The sequence below is a fragment of the Dysgonomonas sp. 37-18 genome (assembly GCF_001899125.1).
GTDB lineage: Bacteria > Bacteroidota > Bacteroidia > Bacteroidales > Dysgonomonadaceae > Dysgonomonas.
This window is the reverse complement of the sequence record NZ_MKVC01000008.1, coordinates 59,597-84,078: the sequence shown is the minus strand read 5'-3', so window position 1 is coordinate 84,078 and position 24,482 is coordinate 59,597. Positions and strand designations below refer to the sequence as shown.

Here is a 24,482-nt window from a genome sequence, read left to right as displayed (position 1 = left end):
TTATTTGTATTTGTATAATGTGGTTACACTTTCTCGTCCACAATAAAAAGCTTTCGCCCTTATTTCTTTTGCATTACAAGTTATAGGTTCAGTCCAAAGAGTAGAATTAACTGTAGGTTCCGATCCATCTATTGTATACCTGATTTCAGCATTAGGAATAGATGTATTTACATGTAATTTGCCATCGATCATCTCTATGCCGGGATGGGCAATACGAAATTTAATATTCAGATGACTAAGACGAGGCAATTCGTACTCACTTATCTTTCTGTTATATAGGCGCAATGCATTGGTATATTTATCGCTTAACGGCTCATTCTGCCATTCAGGATGAGTATTCCAAGCTCTCTCTATAAGACCAAACATCTTAGGAAACAAATAGTATTCAACCATATCAAAATTGCGTATGGTTTCTGCCCATAATTGTCCTTGCATGCCTTTTATTTCGTTATAGGCATTTGGTGATAAAGCTATTTTTTTGTTAGATACCTTTGTTATATCTATCCGATTACCACTCATATCTGATCGTACAGACTTATATATATCATATGGTACAACATTAAACGAATTATACTCATTTACAAAACCGCCCCAATAAGCTCCGGGTTCATTTTCGTGTTTGTTATATGATAAGTCAAAATACAAATTGGTAACATTGCATAAAATAATAGGATAACCGGCATTAGCCAATCTGTAAGGAATCTCATCTCCATTCCATTCGGGAACTGTATTCCAGCAATAACTTAAAACATTATCTTCGGAAAACTTCTTATTTACCGTTTCATCAGGTAATAAACCAACTTCCTGCCATGCGCCGAGTTGTATATTCTTTTCTTTAAAGAAAGGGATGATCTGTTCAATAAAATAGTCCTTCAACTCTCTCGTTTCCTTGAAGCCTTTCTCCTTCATAAATGTCATTGCAATATCCGAACCTTCCCAAGCTCCATGGGGAACTTCATCACCCCCCAGATGTAAAACAGATAATTCCATTTCGGCATCTTTATACATCAAATCTACTTCGTTTACAACCTTTTTCACAAAGCTATATACTGATGGTAGAGCTACATTGATAACATTATCAGTATAACTTTGCGCCGAGATATAACGTGATGTATCTGCAAAATCAGTAAGTAAATATTCTTCTGCCTTCTTTTTATCAGATTTTATATATTTATAATAGCGAGCATTCATAGCTTTAATCGCTGCTCGTGCATGTCCGGGTAGATCTATTTCGGGGATAACTCTAATATGATGCTTCTGTGCATATTTAAGGATTTCTATAAAGTCGCTTCTAGTAAAATAACCATTTCCTATCGAATTTTCATCATTAGCATTCCATCCACTTCCATAGGCAGGATATAGACATTCCTTCTCGTCAAGAGTATGACCTCTGCGAGCTCCAACTGTTGTCAGTTCCTCTAAACCGGGAATTTCTATCCGCCAACCTTCATCATCTGTCAAATGTAAATGTAAAACGCTCATTTTATACATTGATAAAATATCTATAAGCTTCAATATATTTTCTTTAGAAGAAAAGTTACGAGCAACGTCTAACATTTGACCTCGATACTCGAGATCGGGATAATCAGATATACTTACATTCGGTAAGCTATATGGTAAATCTTTACTATGTATAAATGCTAAAAGTGTTTGAACCCCGTTAAAAATTGCATGAGGTGTATCTCCGGTAATTTCAATGGATCCATTATTCAGTCCCATTTGATAGTATTCTTTATTTTTGCCTACATACGATTCTTTTCTCAGATTTATAGTTACAGCAGCCTTGTCTACAATATTACAGCCATATAGTTTTTCAAGCTTTTCTTTCAATAGATTTGCTTCATTCGCAAACGTTGGATCATATTTCAGGCTAACATCTTTTGTGAAGGAAAATTCTCCGCCATTCTCCTTCACATTTTTCAGCGATGGGAAGATATCCGTTTTCTTTAAAGGTACTTGCTCTGAAAAAATTAGATTACTTTCATAAACGATTTTTCCATCAGGATATGGCAACTCACTCTCTCCTACTCTTGACCATTGATAATCATGAAGAAAAGGTTTGGAATTGATAGCAACACTATACGGTACAGACTCTTTTCCTTTTTCATCGAGCATAACAATGTATGCGCCTTCCGGTGCTCCTGCATTTTTCAGAATACTTCCTGCACAACGAAATGTTATCTTTAAAGTATCACCCGAAGCTAAAGGACGATATGAGGATGATGGAGCGATCTTGTAGTAAGTAGAACTGATTTGCTGTACAATGACAGGTGATGTAGGTTCAGGCTTTACAGCTGCCGGCATTTGATTATAGTAGATAATCCAATTTCCCCGTAAGGAATCATTGCTATGATTAATAAGATAAAATGTATTTTCATAATATCCGGGCTCTATTCCATTTCTACCCATTTCCCACATTAATGAGACAGGGGATTTGTTTAGATTCTTCTGATTTATACATGCCGACATTATAAACATAGAAGTAATCAGATAAATGATGTATTTCATGTCTTAAAAACTTTCTTTATTTTTGAATATAGACACACGGTCCTAATTCATTTTTCGGAGTGTTTATATTTTTATTATAGTCTGTCATCGGAAAAATTTCTCCCGATACAACATTTGCAATATATAGATCATATCCTCCAAGGCTTCCGGTACGTGTGCTACAGATAATAACCCAATCATTGTTTACCGGATAAGCATCAGAATAATCTCCGTCTGTATTATTAAAAGGGAGGCGTTTACTTTTCAATCCGCTCCAAAATCCACGATATACTTGATCTACACGGTTTGTTTCGGAATATCCCACAGAATAATAGAATGATGTTTCATCCGCATTTATAGGATAATAATCCTGAACTTTAGGTGCATCATAAAGTGTTTTTATAGATTTACTTTTAATATCGATCACAGCAATAGAAGATGTTGCTCCATCACCTTTCGAACAAATAAGCTTTGTCCCATCGGCATTATAGTAAGGCATCGAATAATCTACAGGACTAAGTTTTGTTACTTTCCCTGTTTCCAAATTGAGTTCGGCAACCCTAAAATCTTGTTTGAAAGCTATACGTTTCCCATCAGGGGAAAATTTAGGATCTTCATCTCTTGTTCCGTCATATGGTGTAAGATTTACAGGCTGTGTTGTTCCCGAAAGATCGTATAAAAAGATATCCCATGTATTTGTATCTTCTCCTATTCCCATAAAAGTGATCTGTTTACCATCGGGAGAAAAATGCGCATTCATAGCGTTGCGTATTTTCCAGTTTTCACTTATACATTTCAATTCATTTGTACCAAAATCATAAATGTACATTTTAGAATCTTCAGTGTCATAGGTTGTATAATTGTGATATACTAGTTTGCCTTTTAAGGTTGGGGCCTCGGTTATAACAGGAGGTGTCTCTGTTTTCTTATTATCATCGTTATCATTGCAGCTAAATAGAGAGAGTCCTAAACTGCATATTATCAAAAGTTTTAACCAATATGTATTCATTGTATTATATTTTATTTTAGTGGCTCTGATGACAGAATTTCATTTGCATCATGATCAGAGCCACTGTTATTATTATCAAGGAAGTCTTTTAAAATCAACTTTAGATTTGTTCAAACCGTCAGAAACATCTAGTGTAATACGGTAATAACCAGGAATAAAACCTTCTCCTCCGACCAAATCTGCCATGCTTCCGCCTGCTGCACTCACTCCGGATGAATCTCCGGTAAATAAGTCATTCGAAAAAACAGCGAATTGGGCATCCCATGTACGATTACTAAATATTTGGATATCAAACCCTCCCCAATCATGCTGATCTGACAGATAAACAGTTGCCTGGTACTTATTTGGTTCTAAAAGACGCATGTAAGCTAACTGTTTCACATCATTGAGATCCCATCCTATAGAATTAAATGCACTATTCCAAGTAGGAGATGAAGAAAATCCATGTCCAATGACCCAATAAGTAGCCGGAGCCACATCTGTCATCCTGTTAACCCATATATAGTTATACTCCAATGAATAATACACATCCCACTTGCCGGATTCACCTATAAATTTGTATGTCTTTGTTTCAGCATTATATTCGAAAAAGTCTCTATTGTAAGCTTGTTCTATATTATCAATACCTGATATAGAAAATTCTTGTCCTTTGGTAAAGTCTACACTTGCATACAAGTAATTTCCGGAAGCCATCATCTGTACATTATTTACCTTGATGACCAGTCTCAAGCCTTCTATATCAAAATTGAAAGAAAATGCATCGAATATAATTTTCTTAACAAGCCAGTTACTATATGAAAATTTTATATCGCTACCAAATCTATCTCCAATAGATGCTACATTATCATCAATACCTGCATTCCATACATAATTGGCTTGTGCAAGGTCTTCGGATGTTGCTATTTTAGTACTGAAAGTACTTGGATATCCTCCTTCTTCCGATTCATAGATGTATGGAGTATTTTCTTTTGCATGCAACTCTATTACAGATTTATCACTTAATATAAGATAGAGGGTCTCTGGTAACTCGGGCCGGATAGCTTTAAGTGTTTTTTGCTCTTTAGTTTCACCTCCATCCACATTTATCAAAGTGAAATTGACTTTCAGCTCATCTCCTGTAGCAATATTGGAAGTAAATGGCACAAACAAAGAAATATTATCTAGCGATACAGAATTATCTTTTGTTCGTATAGACTTACTACTGATAACAACATCGTTGGCCACTAATTCTACCTCGAGAGTAGAAAGAGGGCGAACAGCATCGCTCACTTTCGCATCAAAATAAATAGAATCTCCTAACTTAATATTTTCGTTACCCTTTATTGCCAGCGACTCAATAACTGGTACTACGATTGTAGAACTGTCATCATTGTCACTACATGATACGAAAATGGCAGATATAAAAATCAATAAAAATAATATTTTAAATGTCTTCATAATATTCATTTTTTAATAACCCGGATTTTGTGTTAGGTTGGGATTTGAATCTTTCTCTGTCTGAGGCACAGGCCATAGTTTATGAAATTCTTCTAGGTTTGGGAAAAGTAATTTTCCATTTTTGTCTTTATGTTGATGCATAACTTCCACCATTCTGTCATTGCGTAACAGATCATACCAGCGTTGTCCTTCCAAAGCAAGCTCAAATTGACGTTCTTGTTCAACGGATAAACGAGCATCTCCTTGAGATAAAGTTGTTGATAATTTCTTTAATCCGGCACGATCGCGAATCGTATTTACAATATTCATAGCTTCGCTAATCTTATTTAATTCAACTAATGCTTCAGCTTTAAGGAGAAGTATGTCTGCTAATCGCATTAATATAATCTCTGAATCTTTTTGGCGGATTTTATTTGCAATAGGATAATTGCTTGACGGGAAGTAGGTATCATATGGTACTTCTTTATAAACAATTGTTGATCCAAAGCGTTTGTCATCAGGGTTGAATTTAGAGATCAGATCATGTGTCGGTGTACAGTAGCGGCGCCATGTAATAGAACCATCTTCTTCACTGTACAATACCCAATATGCCCAGTTGGGTGAGGTAGCATCATAATATACTTCAAAGATGCTTTCTGTTGTATATTTATTTGCCGGATTCCATAAATCATCATAGTTTGTCACTAATTTATAACCATCAGCAATCACTTTATCACATAGTTCTACAACTTTAGAATAGTTACGTCCAGACTTTTCTCCTCGAGTAGCGTATACTTTTGCCAACAAACCATTTGCCGCTCCTTTGGTCGCTTTAAATGCACCTTGCGACAAACTACCCAAATCTGGGATAGCTTCTTCCAAATCTTTTATTATCTGTGTATAGATATCGTCTGAAGGAGTACGCGCAGGATATAGTTTAGGGTATAGTTCTTCTAAATTCTCGGCCGTAATAGCAGGTATCAATTCTATCATCAGAGGGGCATCACCCCATATTCTTACAATATCGAAATATGCATAAGCCCTGATAAACTTAGCTTCGGCAATAATTCGTTTGCGAGTAGCATCATCAATATTTGTTTTCATCAAACGTGTATTTTCTATTACGCTTGTTGCTGCTCCTCCCATTTCATAATATTGAGCCCACATCAGTTTGGTTTTCGAGTTCATAGATGTTACCCTGATACCGTCCACTTCTTCACCCGGAACTCCATCACCTCCGGCATAGCAATTGTCTGACTGGATATCCCCATAACTGAAATTCTCAAATTGAAAAATATCTTGTTTAAATTTATTATAAGCACCGTTTAGTTCGGCTTCAGCATCCGTTACTGATGTATATTTAGATTCCAGATTAGAAGAACTCTGCGGATCTCCTGTAAAATCAGATAAAGGTTCATTGTCTAGAAAATCGCCACAGGAATAGGTGATAAATAGACATGATATAAAGGCTAATAATTTTATATTTGTTTTCATTGCTTTATATTTTTAGAATTCTACATTAAGACCAAATATTACGGATTTATTTTGAGGATATGTTCCATAATCGACACCTAATTCGACTGCACTTGCATCATAAGCATTTACTTCAGGATCGTATCCGCTATATTTTGTCCATGTCCATAGATTTTGAGCTGTTATATATGGTTGAAGTTTTCTGATTCCTGCTTTTTTCAGAAAGTTGAACTTCGGGCTAAAATCATAAGATAGTGTTATATTCTTCAGTCGCAGATATGAGCCATCTTCAACAAAGCGGGAAGAGTTATAAATATTCTCTATATTTCCAGGACGAGGTACTTCTGTTACCATACCGGGACGTTTCCATCTCTTTAAGACATCAGTAGATTGATTACGAAAGTCCATCATACCTGTCATATCAATCTTTGATGCGTTGAAAATATCATTTCCGTATGATCCTTGAAAGAATACAGATAAGTTAAAGTTTGCATACGAGAAAGTGTTTGTCAGACCAAAAACAAATAAGGGCTGTGCATCTCCTATTTTAGTTCGGTCTTCAGGATCTATTATTCCGTTCTCATTTCTATCTTCGTAGATGATATTACCGGTTTCCGGATCTACTCCTTTTGATACATATCCGTAAAATGTTCCCAATGAATTTCCTTCCTTTAATATAATAGCAGGTTGTTCGGTAGTATAAGTAGTGGCATAATAGTACACTTTGTTTAAACCAAGCTTGGTTACTTCATTCTTGTTGAATGAAATATTAAAATCAGTATTCCATTTAAAGTTCTTCGCATCTATGCTTCGCGCAGATACAGCTATTTCAAGACCTTTATTTTTCATTTCAGCATCATTGCGAGCAATTCCTCCGGGTATATTGGCATAACTAGGTAGATAAACAGTTAACAACATGTCTTTTGTATATTTATAGTATGCATCAAAGGTGAAGATGAGTCTCGAATTAAACATGCTGAGATCAATACCTACGTTCGTTTGAGTCGTTTTTTCCCATGTCAATTCTCTGTTGCCAGGAGTTTTCAAATAAAGAGACAAACCAGGTAATGAATTATCAGTAGTCGGAGGTATTCTTCCTGCTGCATATTGTGCTCGCCATGAATAATTGCCAATTCCTTCCTGATTACCATTAAGCCCCCACCCTGCTCTGAGCTTCAAGTCTGAAATGACATCTGCTGTACCGGCCATAAATGACTCACTAGAAATACGCCATCCGGCAGAAAATGAAGGGAAAACACCCCATCTCTTTCCGGGTGCAAACTTAGAGGAGCCATCGGCTCGCATATTAGCACTTATCAGATATTTGCTTTCGTAATCGTATGCCACACGTCCAAGAAACGAGGCAAGAGTCCACTCCGATGCATAGCTCCATGTAGCATCTTTGTCAATGATGTTAGCAGCAGAGAAAGAGCGAATATTAGGATAAGAACTAAGTAAATCGTATCCGGCAAGATTTCCTTCTTCCGATTTAGCTTTTTGTAGTGTGGCTCCTCCAAGAATTGATAAATTGTGCTTGTTCTTAAATTTGTTTTGGTATGTTACAAGGTTTTCCCATAGCCATTCAAAATCCTTAGAACTTTCTTCCTCTACACGACCTTTAGTAGATCGTCCGTCAGAGTTGGATGTAGGGTCTAGAAAATATAAGCCTCTAGAGTTCGTTTCGTCTATTCCAAAACTTGTTTTGTAATGCAAGTTTTTTGCAAGAGTAAAGTCGAGGTTGAGAGACCCAATCAGACGGCTTCTGTCGTAAGTCTGATCTGCAGCATTAGCAGCAAATGGACTTAATATACGTGCTCCATATGCAAATTCATCATATTGTCCGGGATTATCAGAATCCCACTTTTGAATATAAGGAGGAGTATTTATTACCGAAAGGATTGATCCGGCTCTCATTGCACTTCTGTTTTCATAGACCTTGCTTCCTTTTGTTTTTGTATAGGCAAGGTTTAGTCCCATTTTAAGCCAGTCTGTTTGCTGATTATCAATGTTCGTTCTGAAATTATAACGTTTAAAATTCGACTTTTTAACAATACCTTGCTCATCCAAATAACCGGCAGATGCAAAATACTGAAGTTTATCAGTTCCACTGGTTAATGACAACTGATAGTTTTGATTACTACCGGTTCCGTAAAATGCATCAGTCCAATTTGTATAACGAGTTTCTTCATCAGGGATAAAGACAGGTGTATCTGTGTACTTGTTTAGATCTTTGATATAATCTTTATACTGTTCAGTGTTCAATGCATTTATTTTATTTCCCAGCTTCGAAAATCCAACATACGAACTAAAGCTCACAGAACGTACGCCAGCCTTCCCTCTTTTAGTAGTAATAAGCACAACACCATTAGCAGCTCTTGCTCCATATATAGCAGCAGATGAAGCATCTTTAAGTATTTGCATACTTTCTATATCATTCGCACTAAGATTCGAAATAGTCGTCATTGGAGTGCCATCCACTACATATAGCGGCTCATTGCCTGCTTGTATAGATGTTGCACCTCTGACTCTGATAGATAGTTCAGAACCCGGCTGACCTGAGGGTTGAACAACCTGTACTCCGGCAGCTCTTCCTTGTATAGCCTGAGCTGCTGATATAATTGGACGCTCTGAAATATCTTCCGTAGATACTACAGCAACAGCAGTCGTCAAGTCCTTCTTTTTTACCGTATTATAACCTATAACAACTACTTCTTCCAACTCCTTATTATTCTCTTGTAGTTTGACTTGTATATGCGAGTTTTTACCAACAGTAATACGTTGTGATGCATATCCTACATAAGAGATCAATAATACAGATTTTTCGTCTTTTACTGAGATAGAGAAACTTCCATCCAAATCTGTGATTGTTCCATTATTTGTTCCTTCTTGCACTACACTTACTCCAATCAAAGGCTCTCCTTGATTGTCAATAACTGTTCCTTGTACTGTTTTTCCCTGTGCCACAATGCTATGCTGAGTAAGGTCAGAGTCCTTTTTTTGTTTCGAAACAATGATTATATGTTTCTGCTTAATTGTATAGCTACAATTCTCATTTTTCAGAACCTGTTTAAGAGCGTCTTCCAAAGATAAATTACGGATTGATATCGAGAGTTTTTTTTCTACATCAAGATCCGTTTCATCAAATCCGACCGAATAGCCACTTTGTTTTTCTATTTCATACAATGCAGCCCTGATTGTGATATTATTATTCACAATATTAATGTTGGACTGCGCCCAAACATGGCTCAAACAAGACAATAGAAGTACTGTAAGCCATGTATAAACATGCTTTCTTTTCAACATTAGAGTATAAATTTTAAAGGTTAATTAATTGCTTTTCAATATATATATATAGTATTGCTTTTTATCTTATAATTGAAGTCCCGGATAATTTCTTTTAGTATGTCAAGTGTTTCCGGCAGGGTTTCTTCAGGAGAGAAACGTACCGTAAATGTCCTTCCTTCATATTTACCCGCATCAAAGTGTATAACTACATCATAGCGTTTTTCTATAGCATGCAGAATATCACCAAAAGAGGCTTCCTGAAATATTAAATATCCATCTTTCCACATTGCTACTCTCTTTGCATCCACAATTTGTTTCGATAAGTATTGAGTTTTATTATCATATATAATTTGCTCATTCGGCTTCAATATCATAGATTGTACAGGGCCCGTTTTTGTTTCTACTTTTATCTTACCCTCTTCTAATGTTGCTGTTATTTTTGGTAAGTCTAAATAAGCCCTAACATTAAATATTGTGCCCAATGCTTCAATATTCAAATTGTTTGTACTTACGATAAAACGTTTATCCGGATTTTTAGTTACGGAGAAATTAGCTTCACCATTGAGATAAATAGTGCGTGTATCTCCTACAAATTTTTCGGGATATATTATTATTGATCCTGAATTCACCCATACCTCGCTGCTATCCGGTAAAACAATTAATTTTTTTTCGCCATAAGGAACAAAGCATTCTACCATATTCACATTTTTAACCGAATATTTCTGTGTCAGGAAATATGTAAGATATGAACATAGTATAGGAATCATAATCATGGCGGCAATACGAACAATGTAAGAGTAATTGATTCGCTTAATTCTGTGTCCTGCATTCATTTTTTGATGCAACAGCTCTAAATCTCTTATTGTAGATTCATCAGCCTCCGCATTTATATTATTCCATATATTTTCAAGAGATGCATTTTTATCTTCAACATTGTCTGAATTTATCAGCCATTGTCTGAATTTATACTGGATATTCTTGGGAAGAATATTCTCTGTATATCTTCTTATAAGTAGATCGATGTGCTTTTTATGCATTTCTTTGGCTTTTATTACTTAGACTGTAATAAGGAAATAAACACGTAGTCGGTAATTCTATTTTTTTAGTAAAAAAATAAAACTATGTTCATAAGTAGTTTTCTAATATCTTTTAATGCACTGGAAATGTGGGTCTCTACCGTTCTTTTGCTAATTTCTAATTTTATAGAAATTTCCTCGTTTGTGAATCCTTCTTTACGGCTCATTTTATATATTTTCTTTCGTTGCTCAGGCATTGATTCAACTAATGTATCAATAAGCATTTCCAAATCACGAGCCTCAATTGACTCTTCCAATGAATCGAAGTCTTTTATTTTATACCCTCGCTCGTAATCATCAAAGAGTGCATTCTCCTTAAAAAAATCGAAGACCGCATTTTTGGACATTTGGAATAAGTATGTTCTGAAATATTGAATTTCGGGGAGCTTCTCTCTATTGTTCCATATTTTAAGAAATATATCTTGAGATAAATCTCGAGCATCTTCTTCATTCTTTACTAAACTCATTATAAAATTTTTCACTCGAGGATAATGAAGAATAAAAAGAGAATCGAAAGCTTTTGTATTTCCTTTCGAAATATTTAAAAGATACTCTTTTTCTATGTCCATACGATCTAGAATAGATAAAAAACGAAATCTGGGATATATAGAAATGACAATAACTATCTATCGGCACAAAGCTAGTAAGTTTTATGTTTGCAGCATAACAACTAAAATAAATTAACAACTTATATTTGTTCTTAAGGTTAGTCTTTTTCTCGTTTTTCAATTCAGAAAAAGTAATGGCTTAAATATATTTCCCATATATAAAAAATAGACTCTTTTTAAGACAAGGATATATCACAAGACTGTTTCATACCCTCCTATAATTCTTCTTTTCCGCACATAAAAAGTTGTTAACTTTTATTCTTTAAATATTCATTATATAAACTATTAGAATAATATTTTAATAAAAAAAATGCACTATAAATTGAACATAAGAAAAAGTTATTCGTTGAATTATTGATGATTACATTCCTCTAAAGCCCTAGAATTATAGAATTTAATATATTTAACAAACTCTTATTAACTTGATATCTTTATCCTAATGAAGACTAAAACACCAGATGTCTTAAATGAAAAGTGTGTTAAAGAAGTAGAAGAAGCTTCTGTATCTTTAGAAATCTGGACCTTAAATAAAGATCAACATCTTGAATTTATAGCGAAAGAGCATAAAATTGTGCTTGTAACGAGTGGCCGTCTGACATGTCTTTTATCGGGATATACTGATGAAAGTATTGAAGCAGGTCAAATGATATTTATATCTATAGGAAGTCGCTGCCTTATAAGTACAACAGAAGGGGCTTCTGCAATCTGTCTGAAACCGGGATTGATTTTAAATTTATACAATTATTCAAATTACAGCCAATTCTCTTCTCCGAAGGAACTATCATCAAATAAACCTGTAATTTTGAGCTTTACTCCAATTATATCAGTCTATGCTGAATCTTTAAAATGGTTTCTTAACATGAACTTCAGAGATGCTCTATATATCTGTATAAAAATACGAGAGCTTTTTTATCTCATGTCTATTTGCTATACCCTTCAGGAAAGAAGCCTTTTTTTTCAGTCATTGGCATCGAGAGATAATAGTTTCTCTGATTTTATATACCAAAATTACAGAGAAGTAAAATCAATTAGTGAACTAGCCAGTCTTTCTTGTTATAGCCGTTCAGGTTTTGAAAAACGTTTTCGTAAAATTTTTGGAGTACCCGCTTCACATTGGATTACATTGCGAAAAGCAGCGGATATTTATCATGAAATACGTCGGAGCCGTAAAAGCATTAAACAAATTTGTTTCGATTATAGCTTTTCATCGATGTCTCATTTTTACAAATTTTGTAAATCAAAGTTCGGATTATCTCCCGGATATATACGTAAACAAACACTAATAGAGGAAGATGATATAAAAAAGGTGAAAAAGTAACAAAAAAAGGAAAAAATATATGAGCTTTTTTAATAAAACATAATTTATTTTTGTGAACAACGGTTAAGAAGGCAAAACTTAAATCAATTTAAATCACTCAATCGCATAGTCTATTAGCTGAGAATAGGCGGAAATTGAAAAGCAAATATAATACATTTAATAATAAAAGATAGAAACAAATTCTACACTTTGATAGTCTAAAAACTTTTAAATTCAAATAATAGAGAGCTAAGGAGAATTACTCATCCTTAGAAAGTAATATCATCTTGGTAGGCAATAAGCCTGCAATCATCAACTCTAAAGGAGACAAAAACTTTTATAAAAAGGATAAAAACCTGAAAATCAGATTGGTTTCTACAAAACCAATGATGTAACTACTCAATAACATCCGATGACTAAGAAAATAATATTTTTCACACTTATTATTAGTGTGAACTTTTTGCAGGGCAATAGTCAGGCTATGCCAGATAAAACTGAATCGTCTCAAGACATTCTTGGACTCAAATCTAATTTGGTTTATGATATCACAACAACTCTAAATATCGGTGTTGAATATCGATTTTTGGATTATCTAAGTTTTGATTTTTCTATAAACTACAACCCTTGGACATTCTCTAAAAATAAAAAATTAAAGCACATTCTTTTCCAGCCCGAATTACGTTACTGGATCAACAAACCATACAACAAGCATTTTGTAGGAGGGCACATTCTTTATAGTCATTATAATGTCGGGAATCTACCATTCGGGTCCTTAAATAATTATCGTTATCAGGGTGATGGGTACGGATTAGGTATATCCTATGGGTATCAATGGCCTCTTTTCCCAGGATGGAATTTAGAGGCTACTATAGGAGTCGGATACATTTATTTCGATTATGCTCGATATGATTGCGAGACATGCGGGCAAGAACTCGGTAATGGACATAAAAATTATTTTGGCCCTACTAAAATAGGACTCTCACTTATTTACATTCTTAAATAATAGGTATAAATAATTCTTTTACAATTCACACTATTAATCACATTCAATTTAATTAAAAATTCAAGAGCGTATGAAAACGAAAATCAGTTATTTAACTTTATCAATTTTGGCTCTATTAATGAGCTTTAACGGCTGTTCCAATGGTGATGATACAGAGGATGTAGATAAACAACCTAAAAGCGTATTCCTAAAACTAGGTAAAAGTGGCTCTTCTCTCCGTTCTGTGGGTACTCCTGTTGGAGATGGGGATGATGTCGTCCTTCAATCAGGAAATTTATATTTTGTAAATTCATCAGGAGCCATATTAAAACATTATACACTGACAACTACTGCTGCTAGTGCGACGAATATTAATATTACAGATGCCGAAAGTGGAGCATTAATAACAAACCTGCCCGGAAACACTTTTGCTGTGTATGTTGTAGGTAATACTTCTGGTCTTCCTTCATCGGGAAATATTTCTGCAGTAAAGGAATATTTATTACAAGTGGCATCACAGGATGACATAGAAGACGTGAACCTATACGGAACTAACACGCTTACCCCTCCTGTGCTGCCTAATACATTTTATACATCTGAAATCGATCTTAATCCAACTGTGGCCCGGGTCGAATTAACTGATATTACAGCTTCCGGTGTTATAACAAGCTTCAAGGTAGATGGAATTTTCATCGATAATTATTACAAGCAAGCTGTTGTAGATGGAAGTGTAGATGTTGCCGATTTTGTTGAAAATGGAGCCTTTGCAGCACCTTTTGGAGATGAAAGCGCTGAATACCCAGCCGGACTAAAACCTGCTATTTATGATTTTTATGATCCGGCACTGACTGCTGTTTCAAAGGTTGCTAAGCCTGTTATTGGCACAATATGGGCATATAATTTATTTGCATCTTCTACCGGTAGTACGGTCCCTCGCATAATTATCCGCTTAAGTGATATACAAACAAATGACCTCTCCACATATACTAGTCCTCAGTTTATTACGATTAAAGGCTTTAAAGCTGTTTCCGGTGGAGCGTCTCTAACGAGTATCAAATCGGGTGAAATCTATAATATTGCTGCAGGAGCACTGACATTTAAAGAAACAGATTTATCATCGATACCTAACTTAAGCCCAATTGATGTAGAAGTAACTGTTAGTTTGGCAACTTGGTCTGTAGTAGGTGTGACACCAGAACTTTAATTGATATAGTATTCTTTGGAGAAAGAATATTCTTCCTCCAAAGAATCATTTTGTAATCTAACAAAAGCTTTGGCTAAAAATAACACAAGCTACAATAGAAATCTGTAGCTTAATACCTAATCTAAAGGTCTTATATATGAGGTTGTTTTATTTGTTTTTTGGATTATTTTCTGTCTTGGCATTCAATGGCTGTATAGATGATGACTATAAGGATTGCCCAACTGATATCGAAAACAATTTTGTGATTAAGTTCCGTTATGTAAGCAATGAATCCGGAGAGCTTTTTATAAAAAAGATAAAAAAAGTTGATGTATTTGTTTTTAGGGAAAACGGAGAGTATGTAATGTCACAAGATGCAGATATAGATGCATTAACTAATTTTGCCGGAGTTAGCTTGAACTTAGAACCAGGCAACTATCGTATAGTATGTTGGGGAAATGCTTCTGGTAAAAGTTTTGTTAGCCCACTGAGCACAAACAGTCTCATGAAAGATGCTTTTGTTTGTAATATGTCCCTCCGAAATGGAACTTCAGCGATAGATGGAGATACATTATATTATGCATTGGATAATACTGTATTATCCCCATCTTTAAAAGTTGCGACTGTATCCGAAACGATAATAGAACGGATACTCGATTTTCGCCGGGCATTCATAAAAGTACAAGTATATGTAAAGGGGCTTTTAGATAAAGACACTCAGGGAAATCTTCTTGCGCCGATAGTAGAAATGACAGAGGTACCCAGTACTTATAACTTCGAGATGCAGGCTATAGGTACCCCTATACGTTACCTTAATACATCTGTATTTGAGAATATTTCGGGGGAGAAAATCGCATCTATAACATTTAATACAGTTCGCTTTAAGGATGATAATCCAATTAATATACAAATAAAAAAGAGTTCAGACGGTAGTACGATTACCTCAATTGGCCTGACTGACTTTATGAAAAAAAATAATATAACAGTAGAAGGTAAAGAAGAGGCTGTGATACCGATACTGGTAGAATATAAAGAAGCCTCTGTTGAAATAAGTGTTCCAGAATGGTGGCAAATACCGGTGACACCAGAATTATAGAAGATATTATTGCACAAGTGTAGTATTAGGGCGCTTTTCAGCTTGTATACATCATAATATAGAAATAAGATTAGTATTTAGTATATGGGAATCAGAAAAATTGATACGAGACAAAAAAACATCATTGTATTATTATTTTTAGCAGGAATATTATTCAATTCGTGTCGTGACAATGAGTTTGCACCGATTTTTGGTGTGGAAACAAAAGAAGTAACCTTTTCGGTAAAGATTCCCGGAGCGTCGCTACCTAAAACAAAATCGCTGACTGAAAATAATGAAAATGAAGTTCGGAGCATTGAAGTGCTTTTATTCGATAATAACGGGGAATATACTTATCAACCAATATATAGCAATGTTATCAATACAGATGAAGATGACATCAACATTAAAACCTTCACTATAAAAGTTCCCGAAGGAACATATAATATGTTGATTTTTGCGAATGCCCGGGAGGCGATATCAGGAATTATCAGCAGCATTGAAGAAGGAGATTCCAAAACTTCAGTATTAGACAAGCTTGTTATTTCCAATAATGGGAAATGGAATTCCGATCCGGTATCTACAGGATACACTCCTATTCCGATGTTCGGAGAAATACCATCTATCACGGTAAATGCAGGATTATCAAATAACACACCAGTCAATTTGGTGCGTATGGTATCAAAAATCGACGTGGCACTTACTAATACTGATGCTACGGATAATTTTACTCTAGAAAGTATACGTCTCTATAATTATAATAATAAAGGATATATTGCCCCGGTTTCGAGTAATTGGGATCAGGCTCAGAGTATTGTTACAGATGCCAGTATCCCTGCAGGCTCTACTCTTACACAAGGACCTTTGGTATACGATGATACAGCTATTAATATAGATCAGACCGCATCATCAGGTGAAATATATACATTTGAGGCTATCAGGGCAAATTCATCATCGATGCAAGATGCGACCTGTCTGGTAATAGGAGGTACATATACCGGTGATAGTCAACCAACATATTACCGTGTAGACTTTGCCCGTACTTCCTCATCGGTCACCACTTACCTACCTCTACTCAGAAACCATTATTATAAAGTGAATATAACGAAAGTTAGTGGACGCGGTTGGACAACCCCAACCGATGCGTTCAATTCTCTGCCGGTAAATATAGAGGCTAATGTCATTATGTGGGATAATGCAAAAATAGGTGATATAGTTTTTGATGGACAATATATGCTGGGAGTGTCACAAAGAGAAATGACCTTTACCCGTAAAGTACGAACTATTTCGAGTACAGATAATACATTTTCTATAACAACAGATTTTCCTTCAGGATGGAAGATCGAAAAAATAACCGATGCAGGAGGAAGCTCTATAAGTTGGCTAAGTGTAGTGTCTATGATAGGGACTCCGGTAACGGCAGGAACTTCGGGCAGTGTAAGTGATCTTAAGCTTAATATGACAGAAAATACTAGCGGATTAGATCGCATTGCCTTTATTCATCTTAGTGCAGGGCGGTTAACTCACACTGTAAAGATAACTCAAAAAGCCGAACTAAACCTGGAACTTACGATTACTGATATGTCTGGAAAAGAAATTTCCGAGCTGGTATTTATCTCATCTGCTGATGTTCAGCCGGCAGCACAACAATTCAAACTCAAATGGAATCCTTCGGTATTCACAGTTTCATCAAGTCGTACTGATCTTTATAATGTGGGCTTTTCATTCGATGGGTCATCGGATCAGCCTGGTTCGGGAGCATTTACCTTGATCAATGATGCTTCTGGCGAAAAAACTTTTACAGTACGCCCTACAGCTATTACGTCTGCTGAATATGCAACAAATCCTTTTCTCGAAAAAGTATCTGTTGTTGATTTCAGAATAGGTGACCCATACACTTTTTTAACTGCAAGTATTTTTCTTAGACAGGTAAAATACAATATCTCTACAGAAAAAGATACATATTATCTGATGGATGGGACTCAGAAGTATTTTACCATTAAGTCTAATACAAATTTCACTGTTGAGATCAAAAGTAACCCTGATAATGTATTACAAACTTTGACAACCACCACTGGAGGGGGCAATACGAATGGGACGAGAGTATATTTCAACATAATCAATGATATAACGAATCCTACACTTTATAATAGAGATGTAGTGCTGACAATTAAGAGCCCACAAGGACGTTTCGCAGATACAGATATTACTTTGCCTTGCTATGCCGGTATCATACAGCCTAAATCAAATTCCTATATTGTAAGTCCGGGAGGTACAGGAATACTAATCCCTGTAAGTAGATCTAACGAATCTGCTGCCGGCATTCAACTTGGTACATCAGATAGTTTTACGGCGGGACTTCTTTGGACTGATAATATAAATAAAATAGCATCTAATTCAAATATAAGCATCCTTCAGGCTGTTGGCACAGGTGCATCGGGCTATGTTCTAGTGAAACCGGGAAGTACCCAAGGAAATGCAGTTGTAGAGATTAAAAATGCTTCAAACAAAACACTTTGGTCATGGCATATATGGGTAACTAACTATACTCCGTCAGCCTTAGGTACCGGCAAATTTATGGATCGTAACCTTGGAGCCTTGGGGAACACCTCAAACACAGTGGAAGCAAAAGGTCTATTATACCAATGGGGACGTAAAGATCCGTTCCCGAATTCGTCAACATTAACAGGAACCGATGAACCTATTTTATATACGTCATCAGGCACCACATCAGTATCTAAAATACAGGTAGCAGAATCAAATAACTTGGCTAATTCTATAGCATATCCATTAACTTTCTACTATGGCGCAACACCCAATTTTGATTGGTATACTAATGGAACAGGGCAAAACAATGCTCTTTGGGGACCAGCAACTAAAACAGTTTATGATCCATGTCCTGTTGGATGGCGTGTACCTCAACAAGGAACATGGGGCAGTAGTAATTTTACTATGGGACAAAATAGTACTACATGGGATACCTCGGGAATGACATGGACTGGCTACGGAAACTGGTATCCTGCGGCAGGTTATCGGACGGATGGAAGTGGAAGTTTGACAAACGTTAGTTACAACGGAATATATTGGGCTGCCACAGCTACTGGTGTATACGGATTCAATATGAAATTTAATAGTACAAATTTATGGATTGGGCAACCAACTTACCGTGCCGGAGGTTTTTGTATTCGATGCGTATCCGAATAATAAATAGCCTAGAGGTATCGGCTTAGAAATTATAAACACGAATAAATTATGAGAGTAATTATCAAATTGACTATATATGGAGCTATACTTGTTTTGTTATCATTAGGCATCTCTATGCCTTCATGCAGTGATACCGAATATGTATCGACAGAAAATAAGAATGTCATGGATATGTTATTTTCAGTAGTAGTTCCAGGTTCATCGGGTCTTAAATCTTCTTTGGATGAAGATGATGAGAATGATGTGCGAAGTATAGAAGTTTTGTTGTTCGACCTAGACGGGAAATACACATATCAACCTTTGTATAGTAATGTTATAAATACTAATCCTACAGATAGTAAGGTTAAGACTTTTTCTGTAAAAATTCCGGAAGGAAATTATAATGTGGTAATTCTGGCAAATTCCCGACAGAGCCTAGCTAATGCTTTAAGCAGCATAAGTGACGGTGAGGAAAAATCTTCGGTTATGGAAAAATTACTATTGTCGAATGCGGGAAAATGGAACACCGATCCTCTATCCGGAGGATACGTTCCCATACCAATGTGGGGAGAATTGACATCACTCTCTGTAGATGGCAATACAGTCATTAATAATCCGGTCAATCTGGTTCGTATGGTTTCCAAAATAGATGTAGCACTTACTCATGTAGATGCCACAAGTAAATTTGTACTGGAAAGCATACGCCTTTATAACTATAATAATAAAGGTGGAATTGCTCCTGTATCGTCAAATTGGAATGCATTACAAGGAAAAGTAACATCCCCTTCGGTTCCTGCTTCTGCACAGAAACCTGCAAATGCGTCACTGAACCCACTTGTGTATGATGAAGATGCCATTACAACACCGGGGATTTCTAGCATAGGAGAAATCTACACTTTTGAAGCATTAGCCGGAAGTTCATCATCTTTACAAGATAATACCTGCCTGGTTATCGGCGGAACTTATACGGGCGACGCCCAACCGACTTATTATCGGATCGATTTTACACAAACATCTTCAGGCACTACCACCTATCTTGCTTTACTCAGAAATCATCATTATAAAGTAAATATATCTGAAATTAGCGGTTCAGGATTGGCGACTCCAACAGATGCTTTCAATTCTCGTCCGGTTAATATTAAAGCTGAAATTATCCAATGGAATGATGCTCTGATGAGTGACGTTGTTTTTGACGGACAATACATGCTCGGAGTTTCCGCCGGAGAATTTTCTTTTCCCAGAGATATTCAAACAGCTAGTGATGAAAACAATACGCTTGCAGTTACAACTGATAATCCGTCAGGGTGGACTGTAGATAAAATAGTAGATGCGCAAGGCAACAATATTAATTGGGTAAGTTTGTTATCCACATCAGGAACTTCTGTTTCATCTGGTTCTTCGGGGGTAATTTCCAACCTTAAAGTTGGTCTGACGGAAAATGTAAGTGGCTTAGTCCGTATTGGTTTTATCCATTTGAAAGCAGGGCGACTTACTTATATAATCAAAGTGACGCAAGATATAAATTCAGCTATAGCATTAAGTATAAAAAATACTGCTGGAACTCGAAAAATCACAGAATTGATATTTGCAGCACCAATAAATACTCAACCAGATGCCCAACAATTTAAAATAAAGTGGGTTCCAGAATCTTCATCCGTTACAGCAACTCATTATGTGATAGGTAGTACAGGGCTCTCGTTAGACGTTTCTTCAGGTTTGCCTTCCGTTGGTTTGCAGTCTAGTATAAGTGATCCTTCAGGAGAGAAATTATTTACAATACAACCCCCAGGTATTTCTGATTCCGAGCTTTTAGATAATCCGTTTCTTGTGAAAATATCAAAAATAGACTTCACAGTATCCAATGGTACTAATAATATAACTGAGAGTATATTCTTAAGGCAATCGACTTACAACATTGTGTTCAGCAATGTTAGCAGTTCGTACTGGACAAATGGAAATACATATACGTTTAATGTGAGAAGTAATGCCGGTTGGCGTATAAAAGCCATCACTGAAAATATAACGACAGGTAGTGGTTCTCTTTTGAATCTGCAAGCTTCAGACAACTTAAAAGTTGGAGCAGTTGGTTCCGCTAATACTGGAACAGGTACTGCTGTTAATTTTAGAGTAGTAGGGAATGCCATAAGTGTGGCAGGACAGGTAACAGTAGTTTTTGAAAGTACCGACTCTCCCAAGAAGTTCAATGATGTAACTCTTGTATTAAATATAACTAATGAATATTATCCTAAAGCTCATAAAGGATGGGCTGGCAGTAATATATATTACGATCTTGTTTCAGGGCATTTGACTTTCGATGATGTCGGTGTAACCACACACAAGACTTATCAGGGAGTATACTTTCAAGGAGGTAGCTTATATGCTATTTCACCTATAGGTGCCTATTCTTTGGCAACAGTATTATATCCTCCTTTGGGCGGAACGACATCAAACATAGAATGGTCTGCAATTCCATATCCTATAACCAATGTAAACAGTAATCCTCCTTCGGGAAAAACAAATCTTGACCGTGCATACCTCTATGAAATAACGAATGCATCGACAGGCGTTGGCGATATTTGCAGATACTTAACAGAAAAAGGATGGGCGCCTCCTGGTAAAAAATGGCGAATGCCTACTTCTAACGAATTTAATGATGTATCCAGTTATTCAATAGTAGGTCCGTTTGTATCATATACCTCTACCCTAGCTGATGGAACTCAGTCTTTCGACAGAGGATATAATAAGTTAGATACAGGTTCTCCATTTTTCCCAGCATCAGGATATCGAGATACAAATAATAGTCTTATTCAAATAGGAACAAATGGAATGTATTGGTCTTCATCCGCTAACGGAGTCAATAGCTATGCCATGACTTTTGCGAATGGCAATTTGATAACAACCAATTATGAACTTTTTCGTACTTTAGGCTTTTGTGTGCGTTGTGTAGTAGAAGAGTAATTTTTAAAACTAGTCAAAACTTGAAGGGAAGATATATAGGCTTTAATCCTACACATCTCCCTTCTGTTATTTTTTTATTTTAGTGATGTTTATTTCTTTTGGATATTTATAAAATCCTTCTCCTGAGAGATATCCCAGTTTTCCTTGTTTTATAAAATTGTCTTTTAGATATTGTGCAAATAATTTTGCTTTCAGATCTCCATTAGCGGCTATATTATATACTGTATTTATACCAACTATATCATATATTTCAAAAGGACCAACAGGTGAGCCTGTTGCGATACGCCATGTTTTATCGATGGTTTCGATATCGCCAACACCCTTTAGGTAGAGTTCGGTAGCAGCTGCCATAAAAGGCATTAACAATGAATTTAAGATATAACCACGTTGCTCTTGCTTTACAAGGATAGGAATCATTCCAATCGCTTTTGCAAATTCTATAACAGTATTATACGAATCAGCATCAGTCTCTGATGATTTCATAATTTCAGCAATATTGCAGTGAAATAATAAATTAGAAAAATGTAATGCAAGGAATTTTTGGGGACGCCCTGTAAACTTCATCAAATCGCTGGGTAAAATTGTTGATGAATTAGTAGTAAAAATTGTCTTTGCAGGAGCAACCCTACCCAACTCTGTGTATAATTTTTGTTTTATTTCCATATTCTCTGGTATAGCTTCTATTGTAATATCAGCATCTTGAACAGCTTCAGACAGATTAAATGAATACGAAATATTATTAAAAGCGGCATCCACTTCTTCTTCGGTAGCATGAGCCTCTCTCAGATATATGTTCTTTAGTAACTCAAGGTTTTCAATCCCTTGACTGTATAAGTCAACATTGATGTCATATATCGTGACATTGAATCCTTTAAAAGCTGTCTGAAATGCAATTTGAGAGCCCATATTACCACCCCCTAGAATAGTTACATTGGATATTTTATTCATCTTCTTTATTTTAGTTTGTATAATTGAAGTATCTCTATATTTTTTTCATCTATCGTATTGATAATCGTGTCTGTTAAAATTAAAGTGTAATTTTCTTTGAAAGCACGCAGATTTAAAAAATATTCTTGATTTCCAATTTTCCGTCTCTTCTGCACTTTTGTGCTTCCATCTATATCCAATAGAGGCAAGGGTATAACTATAAACTTGATTTCTTTATTTTCAATATACCTTGTCTGTTCATCACGCATTTGAGGATATGACTCATATGTTAGATTCGGTGAAACAAAATAACGAATATTAGGAACGATTTTACATGTTGTAAATAAACTATTACCCAGACCAAAACCAACATTTAGGAGTGTTGGATTTGGTTCCTTAACAATTTCATCATGAATTTTCTGTGTAAGTAATCCCGGCTTCAAAGAAACTGTAGTCCCGGCGATCTTACTATTCCCCAAATCAGTCTGACTATAGCCTATATATATCATACAACTTGTGATGATAAGTAAAAAAGCAGGTGTAATATATTTTACTATCGTTATAAAACCGGATATGTATATAAACAAACTTAGTACGCCCAATAAGCTAAAAATAAGAAATACAACAGGATAATACATTTGAAAAACCGGAGACATAAATATAATAATGTAAAGAGCGACTCCGGATAATAGTAAAGCATATTTACCTAAAGTATACTTAATATGTTTTACTGGAAAATAAAAAACTCCAATAAGTGCCATAAAGAAAAGTGCAAAAGGATCCATAAACAGGTATACAACACGGAGAAATACCAATTGCAGAGAGCTACTTATCGTCTGTAATTCTGCGTATTTTCTATTCAAATCAATATAAATAGAGTATGCTTCTTGGAGTGCGTCATTAACATAGAGGTACAAAAGAATAGGAGTTGCAATAATCAAAAGTCCTGCAATATATGCAACCATATTTACTGCAAAATTTTTGAACGCTCTCTTCCGTAAAAGATTAAAAAATATAGCAGCTAAAGGAAAGAACCAAAAAGCCAACAAATTGAGTTTTATAAAAAGTACCATAGAACACATAATTCCATGTATAAACATTACTGACGGCTTATGGATAAATACACCTTTTCCTTTAAAATATCTGACAAAGTAATATAAACTAATACATTCGAAAACAAGAATAAACTCTTCTGCTGATCCTCCCGCTTTCATTATTTTCAGTATAAAGACAGGGAAAATAATAGCTACTATATATGCAAAAGCATTATCCAAATATAATTTAGATAGCTTATAGATATAATAAACCATTATAAACCATGCAGTCCATTGAATCAGAAACATTCCGAAGAAAGAATTATTTGATATAAGATATCCCAGACCATATATAAAGAAAATAAGAGGCCCTTTATGATCAAAAGATTCAGTATAAAGGGTTCTGCCATTAAACATAGCTTTTGCTACATTAAAGTAAATATTTACATCTGCCCATTCATTTGAATAATACAAAGGAGACATGTGAGA

Annotated in this window: 15 protein-coding genes; 6 read left to right on the top strand and 9 right to left on the bottom strand. The window is 35.5% G+C overall.

The window, feature by feature from the left end; genetic code table 11:
• The 7 genes from BGO84_RS03300 to BGO84_RS03270 all read right to left on the bottom strand — a co-directional run bounded on the left by BGO84_RS03300 (position 1) and on the right by BGO84_RS03270 (position 11,315).
• Positions 1-2,508, bottom strand: a complete 2,508-nt coding sequence (locus tag BGO84_RS03300; protein WP_291027610.1) for a family 20 glycosylhydrolase — start codon at positions 2,506-2,508, stop codon at positions 1-3.
• Positions 2,509-2,524: 16 nt separating this feature from the next.
• Positions 2,525-3,496 (bottom strand): hypothetical protein, encoded by a 972-nt coding sequence (locus BGO84_RS03295; protein ID WP_291027608.1) that lies wholly within the window; start codon positions 3,494-3,496, stop codon positions 2,525-2,527.
• Between the two features lie 75 nt (positions 3,497-3,571).
• The gene (locus BGO84_RS03290) at positions 3,572-4,933 is read right to left on the bottom strand and encodes a DUF5016 domain-containing protein (RefSeq protein ID WP_291027606.1); all 1,362 of its coding nucleotides are present in this window, start codon (positions 4,931-4,933) and stop codon (positions 3,572-3,574) included.
• Positions 4,934-4,945: 12 nt separating this feature from the next.
• The gene (locus BGO84_RS03285; RefSeq protein WP_291027604.1) at positions 4,946-6,406 is read right to left on the bottom strand and encodes a RagB/SusD family nutrient uptake outer membrane protein; all 1,461 of its coding nucleotides are present in this window, start codon (positions 6,404-6,406) and stop codon (positions 4,946-4,948) included.
• Between the two features lie 12 nt (positions 6,407-6,418).
• Positions 6,419-9,688: a TonB-dependent receptor gene (locus BGO84_RS03280; protein ID WP_291027602.1), complete on the bottom strand. Its 3,270-nt coding sequence runs from the start codon at positions 9,686-9,688 to the stop codon at positions 6,419-6,421.
• 35 nt (positions 9,689-9,723) lie between these two features.
• On the bottom strand, positions 9,724-10,707 hold the full coding sequence (locus BGO84_RS03275) for a FecR family protein (RefSeq protein ID WP_291027600.1): 984 nt from the start codon (positions 10,705-10,707) through the stop codon (positions 9,724-9,726).
• A gap of 65 nt (positions 10,708-10,772) precedes the next feature.
• A complete protein-coding gene (locus BGO84_RS03270; RefSeq protein WP_291027598.1) occupies positions 10,773-11,315 on the bottom strand; it encodes an RNA polymerase sigma-70 factor in 543 nt (180 codons plus the stop codon).
• Between the two features lie 478 nt (positions 11,316-11,793).
• Here BGO84_RS03270 and BGO84_RS03265 point away from each other — a divergent pair, with 478 nt between their 5' ends.
• The 6 genes from BGO84_RS03265 (at position 11,794) to BGO84_RS03240 (ending at position 22,032) form a co-directional block, all read left to right on the top strand.
• The gene (locus BGO84_RS03265; RefSeq protein ID WP_291027596.1) at positions 11,794-12,672 is read left to right on the top strand and encodes an AraC family transcriptional regulator; all 879 of its coding nucleotides are present in this window, start codon (positions 11,794-11,796) and stop codon (positions 12,670-12,672) included.
• A gap of 391 nt (positions 12,673-13,063) precedes the next feature.
• A complete protein-coding gene (locus BGO84_RS03260) occupies positions 13,064-13,654 on the top strand; it encodes a DUF3575 domain-containing protein (RefSeq protein WP_291027594.1) in 591 nt (196 codons plus the stop codon).
• A gap of 70 nt (positions 13,655-13,724) precedes the next feature.
• Complete coding sequence (locus tag BGO84_RS03255; protein WP_291027592.1) at positions 13,725-14,837, top strand: hypothetical protein; 1,113 nt, start codon at positions 13,725-13,727, stop codon at positions 14,835-14,837.
• Positions 14,838-14,973: 136 nt separating this feature from the next.
• On the top strand, positions 14,974-15,912 hold the full coding sequence (locus tag BGO84_RS03250; RefSeq protein WP_291027590.1) for a FimB/Mfa2 family fimbrial subunit: 939 nt from the start codon (positions 14,974-14,976) through the stop codon (positions 15,910-15,912).
• 84 nt (positions 15,913-15,996) lie between these two features.
• Complete coding sequence (locus BGO84_RS03245; protein ID WP_291027588.1) at positions 15,997-19,095, top strand: fimbrial protein; 3,099 nt, start codon at positions 15,997-15,999, stop codon at positions 19,093-19,095.
• Positions 19,096-19,143: 48 nt separating this feature from the next.
• Complete coding sequence (locus BGO84_RS03240) at positions 19,144-22,032, top strand: fimbrial protein (RefSeq protein WP_291027586.1); 2,889 nt, start codon at positions 19,144-19,146, stop codon at positions 22,030-22,032.
• A gap of 66 nt (positions 22,033-22,098) precedes the next feature.
• On the opposite strand, the gene BGO84_RS03235 is transcribed toward BGO84_RS03240, so the two are convergent.
• Positions 22,099-22,980, bottom strand: a complete 882-nt coding sequence (locus BGO84_RS03235; RefSeq protein ID WP_291027584.1) for a 3-hydroxyacyl-CoA dehydrogenase — start codon at positions 22,978-22,980, stop codon at positions 22,099-22,101.
• Positions 22,981-22,985: 5 nt separating this feature from the next.
• Positions 22,986-24,476: a hypothetical protein gene (locus BGO84_RS03230; protein ID WP_291027582.1), complete on the bottom strand. Its 1,491-nt coding sequence runs from the start codon at positions 24,474-24,476 to the stop codon at positions 22,986-22,988.
• Positions 24,477-24,482 lie beyond the last annotated feature (6 nt).